The sequence below is a fragment of the Pseudomonas sp. DR48 genome (assembly GCF_019823085.1).
Lineage (GTDB): Bacteria > Pseudomonadota > Gammaproteobacteria > Pseudomonadales > Pseudomonadaceae > Aquipseudomonas.
This window is the reverse complement of sequence record NZ_CP081946.1, coordinates 4,234,228-4,248,811: the sequence shown is the minus strand read 5'-3', so window position 1 is coordinate 4,248,811 and position 14,584 is coordinate 4,234,228. Positions and strand designations below refer to the sequence as shown.

At 55.4% G+C, this 14,584-nt stretch carries 12 protein-coding genes, 1 tRNA gene and 2 pseudogenes; 4 read left to right on the top strand and 11 right to left on the bottom strand.

From position 1 onward, the window contains the following. Positions 1 to 96: 96 nt before the first annotated feature. The 3 genes from gabD to glaH form a co-directional block, all read right to left on the bottom strand. Positions 97 to 1,545, bottom strand: coding sequence for an NADP-dependent succinate-semialdehyde dehydrogenase (gene gabD, locus K5K95_RS19270; protein ID WP_222585600.1), 1,449 nt, complete (start codon positions 1,543 to 1,545; stop codon positions 97 to 99). 13 nt (positions 1,546 to 1,558) lie between these two features. Beyond that, a complete protein-coding gene (lhgO, locus tag K5K95_RS19265) occupies positions 1,559 to 2,833 on the bottom strand; it encodes an L-2-hydroxyglutarate oxidase (protein WP_222585599.1) in 1,275 nt (424 codons plus the stop codon). An 87-nt stretch (positions 2,834 to 2,920) separates the two neighbouring features. Further along, positions 2,921 to 3,898, bottom strand: coding sequence for a glutarate dioxygenase GlaH (glaH, locus tag K5K95_RS19260; RefSeq protein ID WP_222585598.1), 978 nt, complete (start codon positions 3,896 to 3,898; stop codon positions 2,921 to 2,923). Between the two features lie 194 nt (positions 3,899 to 4,092). Here glaH and csiR point away from each other — a divergent pair, with 194 nt between their 5' ends. Beyond that, on the top strand, positions 4,093 to 4,791 hold the full coding sequence (gene csiR / locus K5K95_RS19255) for a DNA-binding transcriptional regulator CsiR (RefSeq protein WP_222585597.1): 699 nt from the start codon (positions 4,093 to 4,095) through the stop codon (positions 4,789 to 4,791). Positions 4,792 to 4,983: 192 nt separating this feature from the next. Here csiR and K5K95_RS19250 read toward each other — a convergent pair. Continuing rightward, positions 4,984 to 5,755: pseudogene (locus tag K5K95_RS19250) on the bottom strand (IS5/IS1182 family transposase); the annotation flags it as partial. Between the two features lie 430 nt (positions 5,756 to 6,185). On the opposite strand from K5K95_RS19250, the gene K5K95_RS19245 reads away from it, so the two are divergent. Together K5K95_RS19245 and K5K95_RS19240 are read left to right on the top strand one after the other, a co-directional pair. Next, the gene (locus K5K95_RS19245) at positions 6,186 to 6,515 is read left to right on the top strand and encodes a hypothetical protein (protein ID WP_222585596.1); all 330 of its coding nucleotides are present in this window, start codon (positions 6,186 to 6,188) and stop codon (positions 6,513 to 6,515) included. Positions 6,516 to 6,651: 136 nt separating this feature from the next. After that, a complete protein-coding gene (locus tag K5K95_RS19240; protein ID WP_222585595.1) occupies positions 6,652 to 7,614 on the top strand; it encodes an ArdC family protein in 963 nt (320 codons plus the stop codon). A gap of 135 nt (positions 7,615 to 7,749) precedes the next feature. On the opposite strand, the pseudogene K5K95_RS19235 reads toward K5K95_RS19240, so the two are convergent. Further along, positions 7,750 to 7,934, bottom strand: a pseudogene (locus tag K5K95_RS19235) (hypothetical protein). 223 nt (positions 7,935 to 8,157) lie between these two features. Here K5K95_RS19235 and mobH point away from each other — a divergent pair. Continuing rightward, complete coding sequence (gene mobH, locus K5K95_RS19230) at positions 8,158 to 9,882, top strand: MobH family relaxase (RefSeq protein ID WP_222585594.1); 1,725 nt, start codon at positions 8,158 to 8,160, stop codon at positions 9,880 to 9,882. Between the two features lie 74 nt (positions 9,883 to 9,956). On the opposite strand, the gene K5K95_RS19225 is transcribed toward mobH, so the two are convergent. The 6 genes from K5K95_RS19225 to ihfA form a co-directional block, all read right to left on the bottom strand. After that, positions 9,957 to 11,750 carry a hypothetical protein gene (locus tag K5K95_RS19225; protein WP_222585593.1) on the bottom strand — a complete coding sequence of 598 codons (1,794 nt, stop codon included), beginning with the start codon at positions 11,748 to 11,750 and terminating at the stop codon, positions 9,957 to 9,959. A 2-nt stretch (positions 11,751 to 11,752) separates the two neighbouring features. Next, on the bottom strand, positions 11,753 to 12,178 hold the full coding sequence (locus tag K5K95_RS33620) for an ABC-three component system middle component 2 (RefSeq protein WP_409999704.1): 426 nt from the start codon (positions 12,176 to 12,178) through the stop codon (positions 11,753 to 11,755). Positions 12,179 to 12,231: 53 nt separating this feature from the next. Next, the gene (locus K5K95_RS19220; RefSeq protein WP_222585592.1) at positions 12,232 to 13,272 is read right to left on the bottom strand and encodes an ABC-three component system protein; all 1,041 of its coding nucleotides are present in this window, start codon (positions 13,270 to 13,272) and stop codon (positions 12,232 to 12,234) included. Positions 13,273 to 13,777: 505 nt separating this feature from the next. Next, positions 13,778 to 13,854: transfer RNA gene (locus K5K95_RS19215), tRNA-Pro, on the bottom strand. 89 nt (positions 13,855 to 13,943) lie between these two features. Further along, positions 13,944 to 14,300 carry a MerR family transcriptional regulator gene (locus tag K5K95_RS19210; RefSeq protein ID WP_003179985.1) on the bottom strand — a complete coding sequence of 119 codons (357 nt, stop codon included), beginning with the start codon at positions 14,298 to 14,300 and terminating at the stop codon, positions 13,944 to 13,946. Then, entirely contained in the window at positions 14,281 to 14,583 is a 303-nt protein-coding gene (gene ihfA, locus K5K95_RS19205; RefSeq protein ID WP_002553164.1) for an integration host factor subunit alpha, read from the bottom strand. Before ihfA ends, K5K95_RS19210 begins: the two co-directional genes overlap by 20 nt. Position 14,584 lies beyond the last annotated feature (1 nt).

Genomic DNA, 14,584 nt, shown 5'->3' with positions numbered 1-14,584 from the left:
AGGAACTCCGGGGAATGACGGCCATATGGCGTTGTTGCAGGCTTTGGTGGGTGTTCATTTCCACCCCTCTTGACGCTTGATGAATGTCCGCCGTGATCACACGCCGATACAGAGGTATTTGATTTCCAAATAGTCCTCAATGCCGTACTTGGAGCCTTCACGCCCCAGACCTGAGGCCTTGATGCCACCGAACGGCGCCACTTCGTTGGAGATGGTCCCGGTGTTGACGCCGACAATGCCGTATTCCAGGGCTTCGCCCACACGGAACACCCGGCTCAGGTCGCGGGCATAGAAGTAGGACGCCAAGCCGAATTCGGTGTCGTTGGCCATGGCGATCACATCGGCTTCATCCTTGAAGCGGAACAGCGGTGCCAGCGGACCGAAAGTTTCTTCCTTGGCAACGGCGGCGTTGCGCGGTACATCAACCAGTACGGTCGGTTCGAAGAAGGTCCCGCCCAGGGTATGTGGCTTGCCGCCGGCAACCACGCGAGCGCCTTTGCTGACAGCGTCTTCAATGTGCTCCTGAACCTTGGCCATGGCTTTGGCATCAATCAGGGGGCCGGTGGTGATGCCGTGTTCCAGGCCATTACCAATGTTCAACTTGGCCACGGCCGCGGTGAGTTTTTTGACGAAGGCATCGTAGACACCATCCTGGATATACAGACGATTGGCACAGACGCATGTCTGGCCATTGTTACGGTACTTGGAGACCAGCGCGCCCTCGACGGCGGCGTCCAGGTCGGCGTCATCGAACACGATGAAGGGGGCATTGCCACCCAGTTCCAACGAGACCTTCTTGATATCCTTGGCGCACTCGACCATCAACTGACGGCCGATTTCGGTGGAGCCGGTGAAGGTCAGCTTGCGCACGAGCGGGTTACCGGTCAGCTCGCTGCCGACTTCGCCGGCACTGCCGGTGACCACGCTGAACACACCTTTCGGAATACCGGCGCGCTCGGCCAGCTCCGCCAAGGCCAGGGCCGAGTAAGGCGTTTGCGAGGCCGGCTTGAGGACCATGGTGCATCCGGCGGCCATGGCCGGACCGGCCTTGCGGGTGATCATCGCCGAAGGGAAGTTCCACGGAGTGATGGCGGCGGTAACACCGATCGGCTGCTTGAGCACCATCAGTCGCTTGTCGACCTGGTGACCGGGGATCATGTCGCCATACACGCGCTTGGCCTCTTCGCCGAACCATTCCAGAAAGGAAGCAGCGTAAGCGATTTCGCCACGTGACTCGGTCAGCGGCTTGCCTTGTTCGAGGGTCATCAGGCGGGCCAGGTCTTCCTGGTTGACCATCATCAGATCGAACCACTTACGCAGTTTGTTGGCTCGTTCCTTGGCGGTCAGGGTACGCCAGGCCGGCAGCGCCCTGTCGGCGGCTTCGATGGCTCGACGGGTCTCGGTAGCGCCCATCTTCGGCACGCTGCCGATGATTTCACCGGTGGCCGGGTTGTTGACCTTAAGCGTCTGGCCATTGTCGGCATCTACCCAGGCACCTTCGATATAGGCTTGCTGGCGGAACAGTTTCGGATCGTTGAGTTGCACGCGAAATTCCTCATTAGCGGGTTGCGACGGAGGCCGCCATCGGGGCGGTCCGAGTGGAGTTGGCGGATTTGACAAAACTGACGCCTGTGCTGGCGAGCTGCTCTCGGACCTTATCGACGATGTATGCGCCGATCGGGATCGCGGAGGTCGCTGCGGGCGACGGGGCGTTGCAGACGCTGACGCTACGGGCGGTGTTGACGAACAGGAAGTCGTCGATCAACTTGCCGTCCAGCGAGACCGCCTGGGCGCGCACACCGGCCGGGTAAGTGGTGAGGTCGCTCTTGTTGATGCTCGGGCAGTACTTCTGTACTTCCTTCAGGTAGCCGCCCTTGAACAGTGAGTTTTTCATCTCGATCAGGCCGGGACGCAGGTTCTTCATCAGCACCTTGAGAATGCCCGGGGTGGTCAGGGTTTCGAACATGTCCGACAGCGAGAAATCGGTCTTGAGATAGCCTTCGCGCTTCATTGCCAGCACCGCGTTGGGGCCGACGGTGACGGTGCCGTCGATCATGCGGGTCAGGTGCACACCGAGAAATGGCATGGCCGGATCCGGGATCGGGTAAATCAGATGGTTGACGATCTGATTATGCTGTTTGGGCAGCAGATAATACTCGCCGCGAAACGGGCAGATGATGAAGTTGGGCTTGATCCCGAGCATGCGCACCACGCGGTCAGCCATCAGGCCCGAGCAGGTGATCAGGAAACGCCCGTGGTGCTCCAGAGTGTCAGTGCGCACCACTACTTCATCCGGACGCTCATCGATGGCAACCACTTCGCTGTTGTAGCGGATCTCGCCACCAGCGGCTTCGAATTCCCGCCCCATGGCCGCGGTGACCTCGGCGTAGTTCACGATGCCGCTCGAAGGCACGTAGATACCGCCCAGGCCGACGATATTCGGCTCGCGCTCGCGCAGCTCGGCGGCCGACAGCCATCCACGCCTCAGTCCATTGGCTTCGGTGCGGTCCCACAACGCGCTCATGCGCTGCATTTCCAGCTCGTTGGTGGCCACCAGTAGCTTGCCGCACTCGTCGTAACGGATGCTGTGCTTGTCGCAGAAGGCCTTAGTGGCCTCGTTCCCTTCCAGGCAGAAACGTGCCTTCAGACTGCCGGGGGTGTAGTAAACACCGGCATGGATCACTCCACTGTTGTGGCCGGTCTGGTGCTTGGCCGGGCCGGACTCTTTCTCCAGCAGGAGGATTTTTGCGTCCGGGTAAACCTGGGTCAGTTGCATGGCCGTGGACATGCCCACAATGCCGCCACCGATGATGATGAAGTCGTACGCAGCCATTAGTGCACCCACTTGAGTTACATTTTTGTTGGTAGCACGACGAGGGCCGTACGTCGTGGCCCTGGTCGTTTCAGCGTTTGGCAAACCTTATTGGCCGCGTTGGTACATGGTTTTCTGGTAGCTGATGTAGCCGCGCTGGCGCATCAGTTCACGACGCAGGCCCGGGTGGGCGGTGAAGCGATCACGGCCGTGCAACCAGAACATGTTATTGACCAGCACGAAGCTGCCGACCGGCACCGGTATCGAAACCTTCTTCTGGCTGCCTTCCAAGGATTCGCTCATGGCAGTCAGCCAGATGCCTTCCTCGAAGTCCTTAGGCTGCACAAACTGATCGATGTAGCGCATGGTCGGGCGGCCTTCGGCGTCGTTATCGAACACCGCGTGGAATACGTCTTCACGCACGTTCTTACTCGGTGGCGCAGTGAAGCGCATTTCACGGCGGGCCAGTGGGTGCGTGTAGTAGTGGTTGAGGTCTTCCCAGTCGTCCAGGTGCAGCAGCAGGGTGTTGCCGCCTTCCATGTTCTGCTCGTCGATCTTCATCATCAGCACGTAGTCGGTACGTTCCTGAACGAAGGTGCCGTCGTTGTGCAGTTCCATGACCCGGTGTGGCTGGCGCAGGTAACTGTCGGAATTGTCGGTGTTGACCACTGCGAAGCGCGCGTAGAACTGTCCGCTCATGGCATCGAAGTTGGACCGACCGATCAGGTGTGCGACGGCGGAGGAGAACTTGACCATGTCATCGGCTTGGGTCACGTCATTCAAACCTTCAGGCGTGATCAGCATGCCGCCGGTGGTGCGGTCCAGAATGGTGTTGACCAACACCGGGCGCAAGGTGCCTTCGCACAGCTCGTCAAGGATCTGACCGACCCGGAAACGCAGGAACGACTTGTACTCCAGAGCCTGGACCGGCCATTCAGCCACCGCCTTGACGAATGCGTCGACGGTTTCCTTGGCGAATTTCAGCTCAAGCAGGCGCGGCGACTGGCTGGAAGGGGTAAGGATGAAGCCCTTAGTTTCCGATGGGAGTGGCATCACAAGGTCCTGAATCTGAGTAAAGGCGTTCATGGCAGTTCCTAGGCAGAAGGTAGGGATTAGCCCCTCCAGCATTGATCTGGATCAGGCGCAGAGAAAAATATCGCCATAAATTAATAATGTCTACATTTTTATTGTTGATCGACAAAATCACATTCCGTCTTGCATTTCTCGTATGACAGCTGTTTAGGTATGATTGGACCTTGTCGATATCAGGAGCAGTACCTTTGGATAGCCTCGCCCCCAAGCAGAACTCTGCATTTAGCGGGTATGAGCGGCTCAAACAGGACATCATTCGTGGTGTCTTCAAGCCCGGTGAGAAGCTCCTCATGAGCGGGCTCAAGGAGCGTTATGACCTGGGTGTCGGCCCGCTGCGAGAGGCGCTTTCGCAATTGGTGGCCGAGCATCTGGTAGTGGTGATCAGCCAGAAGGGCTACCGGGTCGCGCCCATGTCGTTGCAGGAAATGCAGGACATCTACGACGCCCGCGCCAACCTCGAGGCGATGATCGTAGGCTTGGCTATCGAGCGCGGTGACGACGCTTGGGAGGCGCAGATCCTGGCCCAGTCCCACACCCTGTCCAAAGTCATGGACGTGAAAACCCGAGAGCAGGTCTTGGATGTCTGGGACGAACGGCACAAGGCCTTCCACACGGCCATCGCCGCCGGTTGTGGCTCAAAACACCTGTTACAGGCGCGCGGTTATTTGTTTGACCAGGCCGAACGTTACCGCCACCTTTGGCTGACCCGGACAGTCTTCTCCGAAGAAGCACTAGCGTTGAAGCGCAAGGAACATGCCGCGTTGGTTGAAGCTATTCTGGCGCGCGATGCGCAACGGGCCAGCACTATGATGCGCACTCACCTGATGACGCCGGTGCCGATCATCGCCGAGATCATGCTGGTGCAAGGAATGGGCAGCGCCGCATAAATTTGAGATTAAACGGGTCGGCCAAAGCGAGCATACCCGCCCTCTCTAGCTGAAGCATTGGCGACGCCTGCAACCCCCTTACTTCGCGCAGCCCTCCACGCAGGCTCCCCTGCGGGACAGCACTGCGTGGCTATCAATGCCGTAGCACAACGCCGCACTGCAACCGCATGGCCAGAGCGCATTGCCTGGATCGTAAGAGATGGTGTTGGCTTTGGTGACGTGCGAACGCAGTTTTTTGAAGGCTCGCCATGTGCTGCACAAAGCATTGCCAGTTGGGCAGCGGTATTCCTCAGCCTCTTCATTCCAGTGGAAGTTATTGCTCGAGAGACTGCCGTTGTTGCGCTCCGTTTTGTCCCACACCAGTACATGCTGCTCGACGCTTTTTTCCATCGACGCCGTACCATAGGTGGTGTCGCCGACGAGCTGCTCTGGCTTAATATCGAATGGCTCTTCGACACGCTCAACCATGGTATTGGTACTTTCGACTCAGCCGTTCGATGAGCCGGTGTGGGTTCCACATCCACGATGACACTGTGCTCGGTATCGATCAGGTAGTTCGTAGAGTAGGCGAAAATACTGGGCCGTCCGGAGTGGCGGTCCCGCGGGCTTGAGGATCTGTCCGCGATAGGCGCTTCGGTAGCATTTCGGTCAGGGCCTCCTCATCCAGTGCCTCAAGGTACTCATGCACAGCCCGGGAGCTCAGGGCCGGATCGCTCCAGTTGATCTGTTCATCTCCCGGTACACCGCGCTGCCGACTCGCATCCGCTTTGATGATGCTGGCATCCACGGCAGATCCTTCGCTTTTGGCCTGCGCCCATCTAGCGACGCAGCACTTCATTGGATAACAGCGAAACAGATTGCTGCCCCGAAAACAGCCGTGTCGATTTTTGGAAAAAAGTAGAGTGATTGGGTACTTCATTTCAAGGTTCAACCAGCAAAACCAGCGATACGTCAGATTCAAATGGTCCCCCGTAGTGACCTACTCCTGTTCAGGTCAAAAGCAATTTCACACTTGACCGTCTATCAGTTCACTCGCCTGGAAAATCCACTCTGGAAACGAGTAGACAACTTTCGTGAGATAGCTCCTCTGAAGTGGTTGATCCGCATAACCCCCTAAGCTAAATATGAGTACGGATCGCTGTTATCGACAGCACCTGCCCAGGTAGCCAGAGCCTTCAAGGCTACGTCACTTCCGTGGTGGTTCTCCCCAAGTGCGATTAGCGTTCGGTGGCTCGCACGGTGACCGTTTCTACGGTGATGAACGCCTACTGCTCTCCAGAGCGCCTTTCGAGCGCTGCTCGCCAAGCAAACCTTCTTGTTTTTCTTCAACCCACTGCCGGGAAATTCTTTCCCGCACGGGACAGGTTTCTTCGCGTTTTCAACGGAGGTACACCATGTCCGACTCACTTACACCGGATGCACTGAACACTCTTCGGCTGCCCATTGTGTTCACGCCTGGAGCTTGGCAACACGCAGTACTGTTCGAGCGCTCCGTTCATCCTGAGAAGCTGCAGGTCGATCGGCTGAGCAACATATTGCGCGCAGCCTTCGAGGCTCACCTGGCCTATCCACACGAGCCCTATGTGGTGTTCGAGGTAGCCCACATCGCATCAACGGGGCATCCCGACCATGATCTGTTGCTGCAGCTGAGCCTCCGCCTGCTCCTCGAGCCAGAGCAGCCTGACGCCTTGCTAATCGCTCTCGTGGGAGAGCATCAGCGCTAAACGCCTACGGCCGTACTCGGCCCCCAGATCCACACTTAGATGGCATGCAAGTCCTGCATCAATCCACCCATCACCCAACCGGGGAACCCTCCCCGACGGGCAAGGCGTTCCTCCGTCTTCTCTCGAGGAAAATGCCATGCGCGATATCTACCAAGACGTGACTGATAAGATCGTTACTGCGTTAGACCAAGGCGTTGCCCCCTGGATCAAACCCTGCTCCTCAAGTGGCTCAGCTGACGTCGGTCATCATCACCCCTACCCCATCAACGCCATCACGCGGCGTCCCTACTCGGGTATCAATTTACCGTTGCTCTGGGCCGAGGCCAGATTGCAGGGATTCACTCAAGATCGTTGGCTGACCTTCAATCAAGCCAAAAAGGCCGGTGGGCACATCCGTAAGGGTGAGCACAGTACTCTGGCTGTGCTCTACAAGCCGATGGAGCGCGAGGAACAGACCGAGTCAGGCCAACCCGTACTCGATGAAAACGGTCAGCCCAAGGTCGCTCACTTCGGTATTCTCAGGACGCATTTCCTGTTCAACATCGAGCAAACAGAGGGACTCGAAATGCTCAATGAAACCCTGCTCGAGACGGAACAGAGTGATCCCTTCCAGCCCAACAGCGCCGCGGAAAATCTGCTGTTAAGTTCAGGTGCACACATCGTTCATCGATCTGCAGACGAAGCCTTTTACCACCCGATCAGGGATCTCATCCAACTGCCGACAAAAGCGCAATTCCACGATGAAGGTGGGTACTACGCCACCGCACTTCACGAGCTGATCCACTGGACCGGGCATCACTCTCGGTTGCAGCGCGAAGGCGTGACGTCATCCTGTCCGTTCGGCTCGCCAGGCTACGCATTTGAGGAGTTGATCGCCGAAATGGGCGCTGCGTTTTTATGTGCCTACACCGGTATACAGGGAGAACTTAGGCACGAGGGCTACATTGACTCCTGGCTCGGCCTGCTCAAGGCTGACAAACGCGCGATCTTCCGCACCAGTGGCCAGGCCCGAAGCGCCTCGGAGTATGTACTCAACCTGGAGCAGCAACTAAAGCAAGCGGTCGTGGATGACTCACTATGCATGAACGATGGAGCTTGATCGTTACCTCACCGCTGCAAACGCTTCACAGGGCCCAACGCGAGTTGAGCCCTTTTTTCTGCGCGCAGAAAATTCCCATGCCGCAGGACCCTGACGTAAAAAATAAGAGAGGCGGCGCACACACGCAGCATGCCGTTACGTATCCAGGTTCTGCGCCAGAAAATCCACCAGCTCGAGCGGGCTTCGGCTGTCGATCACTTTGTAGATCAGATCGCGTTTACTGCGCGGCAACTGCTCTTCGCCGAGGCCCTGACGGCTTCGTCGGTCCCATGGATACGTGCTGCGAGCAGCAACACGAGCGTGGCGTCAGTGAGGTTCATAGCAAGACCCAAAAAATATGCACCGCAGTGTACCGACTCCTTTCTTTGCAGTACCAGCCCCCCAACAAAACGATGTCGAGCAGTATCCATATTCCGATTGCGGTACAAAGGGACACGAGCCAAAAGGGTGAGTAAGGGTTGGAAGGGAATGGGGACTCAAGGGTAAGAGCTCTATCCGAAAAGGCTAATAGGCCACTGACCCAACCACCTCCCGGAGGTCACGATGCTCAGCCTGTTTCGCCCCAAAAGGCAGAAGCCCCCTCCGCCGCCGACCGTGAACGTCGCCGACGGTTACCTGCCCATCGAGTCAGCCCACAGCTTGTTAGCAACGGAGCACCGCCGCCAGTTACTCGATCGCATCTGGCAGTACACCGCCCTCTCCCACGCCCAATTCACCCAGCTCTATTTAAATCCGATCCATCGCTATGCCGAACTGGTCCAGCAACTCCCGGCCAGCGAGACACACCACCATGCGTATCTCGGCGGCATGCTCGACCATGGCCTGGAGCTGATCGCTTGCAGTTTGAAACTGCGTCAGTCGTATCTGCTTCCCACTGGCGCCGCGCCCGAAGACCAGGCTGCCCAGACCGACGCTTGGTCCGCAGGCATCGCCTATGGTGCGCTGCTGCATGACATCGGCAAGATCGCCGTGGACCTGCTGGTTGAACGCCAGGACGGTAGTCCTTGGCATCCCTGGCAGGGGCCACTGGATCAGCCCTACCGTTTTCGCTACCTCAAAGGTCGTGACTACCACCTGCACGGCGCCGCCGCAGGTTTGCTCTACACCCAAATTCTCGACCGACCTATCTTGGACTGGCTGAGTGGATTTCCGCCACTATGGGCCAGTCTGCTGTATGTCCTGGCCGGTCAGTACGAACGTGCTGGAGTGCTCGGTGAGTTGGTGATGCAGGCCGACCGTGTCTCCACCGCGCAAAACATCGGTGGCAACCCAAGCAAGGCGCTGCAGGCCCCGATTCATTCGCTGCAACATCACTTGATCAGCGGACTGCGTCATCTGGTTCAGCACGAGCTGAAACTCAACCAGCCAGGTGCCGCAGGATGGCTGACACAGGACGCACTCTGGCTCGTCAGCAAGACGGTCACGGACAAGCTGCGAGCCTATCTGCTGTCGCAAGCGATTGAAGGCATTCCCTCATCCAACACCGCTGTGTTTGACGAGCTGCAATCGCATGGGCTGGTCGAGCCCACACCAGAAGGCAAAGCTATCTGGACTGCGCAAGTGACACAGGGAGAATGGCAGCAGAGATTTACCTTTCTGCGCCTTCAACCGGCGTTGATTTGGGGGAGCGAAATTCGGCCTGATGCCTTCAGCGGAACGGTGGGCGTTATAGCTGATGACCACTCGAATGACGCTTCGGCATCACCACCGGCGCCGAAGATTGTCAGTACAGGATCGCGTCAGAGCTCTTCGCCGAGAGATCCCATGGCGATGGAAGATACCGACTACCTCGGAACTCTGCTCGATATGTTCGAGTTGGAGGGGCCAGAGGCCAGTGACTCGCCGTCAGAAAGCCCACCCGAAACCTCCCCCCTCCCATCGGATGACCCTGGCCAGGCATTCCTAAATTGGGTCAGAGAAGGCATCCAGAATCACAAGCTGATCATCAATGACAGCAAAGCTAAAATCCACACAGTGTGTGGCAGCGTATTTCTGGTCACACCTGGCCTCTTCCAACGCTACGCGCAGGAGTTTCCTGGTATCTCACAGGGGGCCGATCAAGAAGTTGAAGAATGGCGCTGGGTGCAGAAGCAGTTTGAGAAGCTGAAGATCCACAGGAAGCGAGACAACGGTCTGAATATCTGGGCGTGCCAAGTGCAAGGCCCTAGGAAGAAAACCATCCTGAAGGGGTATCTAATTAAGGAGCCGAAACTATTTTTTGAATTGATACCACCCGATAACCCTTTTCTTAAAATCGAAACAGATTAATTCCCGTGGTGCTCAATGGCTGTCATTAATCCCTTTGTTTTCTCGACCTGCATAATTTCAATACCTGTTTGACCCTACGGGTAAAAACCAGTACGTCCCTCGTCCCCTGCATCTCCAACAAACTCAATAGGTTTAAGCAATTCACGCGCGATCTGCTTCAGATCCTGATTTTCAAGAATGATGATCTGGCCCGGGCCGGACCAATTTGCAAGCCAGCTATAGAAGCGGTCAGTTACCGTGAGGACTGCAACATCTCGCTGCTCCTTACTTTTGGGGTCCGCATAAGACTTTAAAGGCGAGTCAATGACGACGAATCCGAGATGCGGGTACCCCTTTTCTATAGCATGAGCCATTACGGCAACGGTTAGCGCTGCCAAGAAAATGGATCGTTTACCTGCACCAAAATCAAGGCGTGCACGACCGTTAATGGTGAGGTCGCATACATTCGCATCTAGCAATACAGAATCGATCAGTTCAAAACCCCAAGCATGCAAATACTCCTTTGCAAGCGAAGCTACATCTGTGGCGGCATCGCCGACATTACGCTCGAGACGCGTTTGCTTGCCGCCTTTGAATTTTGACAGGCGTTCAATTTCGGCGATTAGGTGGCTTTCCTCTTCGAATTTGGCTAGATATTCAGAAAGCTCACTGCGACGCAAGGCTAGAGACTTAGGATCTCCGCTGAACTCCTGATGCGTTGATGCTGAACGTTTACGCTCTTCTTGTTCCAACTGTTTAAGGCTTTCGCTCCACTCTCGGCTTTGGGCATCAATCTCCGAAACGCGTTGGAGCTCGCGTTTCAGGGCATCAGCCAATCCGTGACGTAAAACAGAGATTTTTTCCAGCTCCACCTTCAGGGCTCGTCTGTAGAGATCTTGATTACCTTGAATAAGCTGTCGCTGATCGGTTTGCACTCCAGGCGGAGCGCAGCACAAGGGGCATGGCACCTCAGTTAGCGCTTGAAACATAGACACACCCTCCCAGGTTGCGCCTAGCCGCTCACTATCACTACGATACTTTTCATCAAGCAACTCAAAACGGTCGGCCATAGCTCGACTGTGCTCACGTTTGGATCGAGCATCGATCAGTTGTCTTTCGACACTATAAATCTGCTCACGAACATCACGCAGATGCGACGCCCGCTCATCATAACGTTGTGTCATGGCTCCTAGAACGCTATCCACCCTTTCAAGAGCATCGACTATCTCGTCACGGCTCTGATCGGATGGCAGTTCCGATCGCACTCGTTTTAAGCTTTCTTCGGCTCCTAATACTTTCCCAACAATCTGTTGTTTTTCCGCGTTTGACTTGGTCAGCTCAATCGCAGCGTCATCGCTGCCAGTGATGAACATGTGGAATGCGGCAATACGCTGAGTCGCCGATACCACCTGGCCACTAGTCGGGTCTTCACTGATCATGTTCGGCTGCGATAGAAGAAACCAGTGACGTAAATCCCCGCCCGTTACAGATCCCTTTTTTGCACGAGATCGAAGTAAAAGCTTGCCAGCAGCACCCGACATTTTTACAAGAAAATCACCTATATCTTCTTCAAGCTCCTCACGAGCATGCGCACCGTCCGCGGCTAATGTAAGTGAGCTCAGCCTTGTTTCCGCTCCAGCCAATGCCCGGCGAATTTCATACAACTGCCCATCACCATCCAGCTGCAAGGTAAGGGTGTCGTATCCGGTTGCCTGAGGGATTTTCTTGGGGTTTTTCTCGCCACCAAGGAGTACCCATAAACAGTCGCGAATGTAGGATTTACCCGTGTCACTTGGCCCACGGACGAGTGTTGCTGGAAACTTAAAATCAATGAGCGCGTCTGGCTTTCCCGGTCCGGATGCCTTCAGCTGAATAAGCGCGACAGCCATGTCTACAATAGCCTCCTTACGGTCTCAAGTTCGGCACCCCACAGGTGCCCTTTTTCAGCGAACTCACTCTGCAACGCGCTTGACTCTTTTGCTCCGAATCGAGTTGCAACCCACCTGCATCTAGTCTCGAGCTCTCGCCAGTACTTTGAGGATAGGGAGCCAACCATCGTGAAGCTGCTTGGCCCAGCCACATAGGTCATACCTCGATCATCCAGTACAACATCGACCAAGCCACGCGTGCTCATCAGGTACAAACCCTGCTCGATTCGCTCACGTCTGCTGAACAACTCGGCGTTACGAAAGGGTACTGGAGTATGAAGACTATCGGGCCCTCCAACGTCGCTCGAGTACACAATTGCATAATCCAATAACACCAATTTTTGAAGATCAGCGCCTTCAGGTCGAAGCGCTGACAGCAGGTAAACCATCCTTAGCCCCAGCTCGAAAGGGGTATTGAACAGTTCGGGTTGCTTCCTTGATTTTATCGAACCCATTTTAAGTGCTTGTCATTAACTAAGTGATGGCATGTGCCCGGCAAATCTCCGCCCCGAAGTCGAGGATGCAGAGCACTATCTGTGAGAGCGACGCTACTAACTGCACCTATGGCTGCATCATGGCGCTCCATCCCCGTTTTTAAACTTGGGCTGTACACCTTTAGCTTGATCCCTTTTCTAACCATATCGAGAAGTTTTGCGAACTCGTCCTCTAGGTAAATATCGCGGCTAAACCGTTTTAGCCCTTCCGCAGAGTAAAAAGTCTCGCGAGCAGCAGCAAAATGGTCGTTGTAAATTTCTGAGTCGAGAACATCCTTCAATGATATTGGCGTACCATCGAGCTCACCATACAAATTAAGGAGCTCAGTCACATACACCATCTCGTATGCTTGAGCTTCATTCGGCACTTCGGGATCGTCACCGCGCTCAGGCTCGATGCCGAATAGCTTGTAGTGTGCGGAGGAATCTTGCTCGTGCCATGCGAGGAGGTCATGAACCAAGCACTCTTCGAAACGGCTGAAATCGAACGCGATCACAAACGCCTCCATCTCTGGAGTCAGCTTCGCCTTCTCAGGCCCTAGGCCCTGGGAACCCGACCTCCATGCAGTAAGAAACGTTTCGCGAAGCTTTTGAGGGTCAGCCAGCAAATCATGAAGATCAGGCCCTGCATTAAGAGGGGCACAAAAATAATACTTACGAGGAACCGGGTAACTTTTCGACAGTAAATGGCCAAGAAATTTAGCTATTTCCGGAAAGGCTTCACTGGGCGTCAATCGGTCTTTATAGTGTTTTGCTTGAAAAAGGTCCCAACCATCAGCCACAAGCGCACCCTGGAAGCGCGCTTCTACATCCCGTCCTTTGTCATTGGCATTACCCAGCCGCTTAACCTGAATATACCTTCCGCCATGCCGGCACGCATCCTCGATAAAAAGCTCCCATTCTTTATCCGATATATGCATCAGATACACTGAGGGAGGGACTGCTCCGCGCTTGACGACGAGTTGATTTGGGGCCGGTTTCTTGGGCATGAGGAGCTTCGGCAATATTCTTTTTCGGCGTTGCGCCCACGTTGCGAGCATGCAACAGACTTGTGCTACCACTATGCCATATTGCCATTCAATGGAACACATCGGGCTTGCTTGAGTGGAGCCGACTGCCAAAGCCCTCCTTAGGCTCACGCCGCTTAGAATTAGAAAGCCCCGAAAACCGCCACGTGAATGCATTATTCCATAACTGTCGGTACTCGGTGCCGCGGACCAGCTTGTGAATCACCAGCATGTTCGGATGCAGCGAGGACTAAAGGCTACATTTGGTAGTTAGCATCCTGTCGCGACCGGTAGCTCGGCCACAAGCGGGCTCCAACCTGTAGCACTGACAGGCGTAGATCAGCAGAGACAAGGCAGTGCCCCATTACACTCCCTCAGACGTCGAAGCTAACTAGATCCAGAATATCCGTGGGAGTAAATGTGGGAGTATTTTTTCAGACATGAAAAAGCCCAATCTTTTCAGATTGGGCTAAGTCATTGAAAAATATGGTCGGGACGGAGTGATTCGAACACTCGACCCCTAGCACCCCATGCTAGTGCGCTACCGGACTGCGCTACGCCCCGACTAGGCGTGTAACTTGTCCTTCTTCTCGAAGAACGCTCAAGAATATATCGCAAGCGTTTGAAAACTGGAAGTATTCAAACGCAGGAAATTATTTCTTGAGTACAACCAGCACATCTTCCAATTCAGCAATCATCTGCCGAATCATTTGCTTGTACTGGGTGGTGTCGTCTTTGGCTTCATCGCCGGACAAACGCAAGCGAGCGCCGCCGATGGTGAAACCTTGATCGTATAGGAGCGCGCGGATCTGCCGGATCATCAGCACGTCTTGTCGCTGATAATACCGGCGGTTTCCGCGGCGTTTGACGGGGTTGAGTTGAGGAAACTCCTGCTCCCAATAGCGCAGCACGTGCGGTTTTACCGCACACAGCTCGCTGACTTCACCGATGGTGAAGTAGCGTTTGCCTGGGATGACGGGTAGCTCGTCGTTATGACTTGGTTCCAGCATAAGCCTCAACTCGGGCCTTCAACTTCTGCCCTGGACGAAAGGTGACCACACGGCGAGCCGTGATCGGGATTTCTTCACCCGTTTTCGGATTGCGGCCAGGCCGCTGGCGTTTGTCCCGAAGGTCGAAATTGCCGAAACCGGACAATTTGACTTGTTCGTTGTCTTCAAGAGCGTGCCTGATTTCTTCAAAAAACAGTTCGACCAATTCCTTGGCCTCCCGTTTATTCAGGCCCAACTCCTCATACAGACGTTCCGCCATCTCAGCTTTCGTCAGAGCCCCCATA

Bases quoted from the DNA above. Each gene is read 5' to 3' on its own strand.
- lhgO (WP_222585599.1), bottom strand. From the start codon at position 2,833: ATGGCTGCGTACGACTTCATCATCATCGGTGGCGGCATTGTGGGCATG.
- glaH (WP_222585598.1), bottom strand. From the start codon at position 3,898: ATGAACGCCTTTACTCAGATTCAGGACCTTGTGATGCCACTCCCATCG.
- K5K95_RS19245 (WP_222585596.1), top strand. From the start codon at position 6,186: ATGTCCGACTCACTTACACCGGATGCACTGAACACTCTTCGGCTGCCC.
- K5K95_RS19240 (WP_222585595.1), top strand. From the start codon at position 6,652: ATGCGCGATATCTACCAAGACGTGACTGATAAGATCGTTACTGCGTTA.
- mobH (WP_222585594.1), top strand. From the start codon at position 8,158: ATGCTCAGCCTGTTTCGCCCCAAAAGGCAGAAGCCCCCTCCGCCGCCG.
- K5K95_RS19225 (WP_222585593.1), bottom strand. From the start codon at position 11,750: ATGGCTGTCGCGCTTATTCAGCTGAAGGCATCCGGACCGGGAAAGCCA.
- K5K95_RS33620 (WP_409999704.1), bottom strand. From the start codon at position 12,178: ATGGTTTACCTGCTGTCAGCGCTTCGACCTGAAGGCGCTGATCTTCAA.
- K5K95_RS19220 (WP_222585592.1), bottom strand. From the start codon at position 13,272: ATGCCCAAGAAACCGGCCCCAAATCAACTCGTCGTCAAGCGCGGAGCA.
- K5K95_RS19210 (WP_003179985.1), bottom strand. From the start codon at position 14,300: ATGCTGGAACCAAGTCATAACGACGAGCTACCCGTCATCCCAGGCAAA.
- ihfA (WP_002553164.1), bottom strand. From the start codon at position 14,583: ATGGGGGCTCTGACGAAAGCTGAGATGGCGGAACGTCTGTATGAGGAG.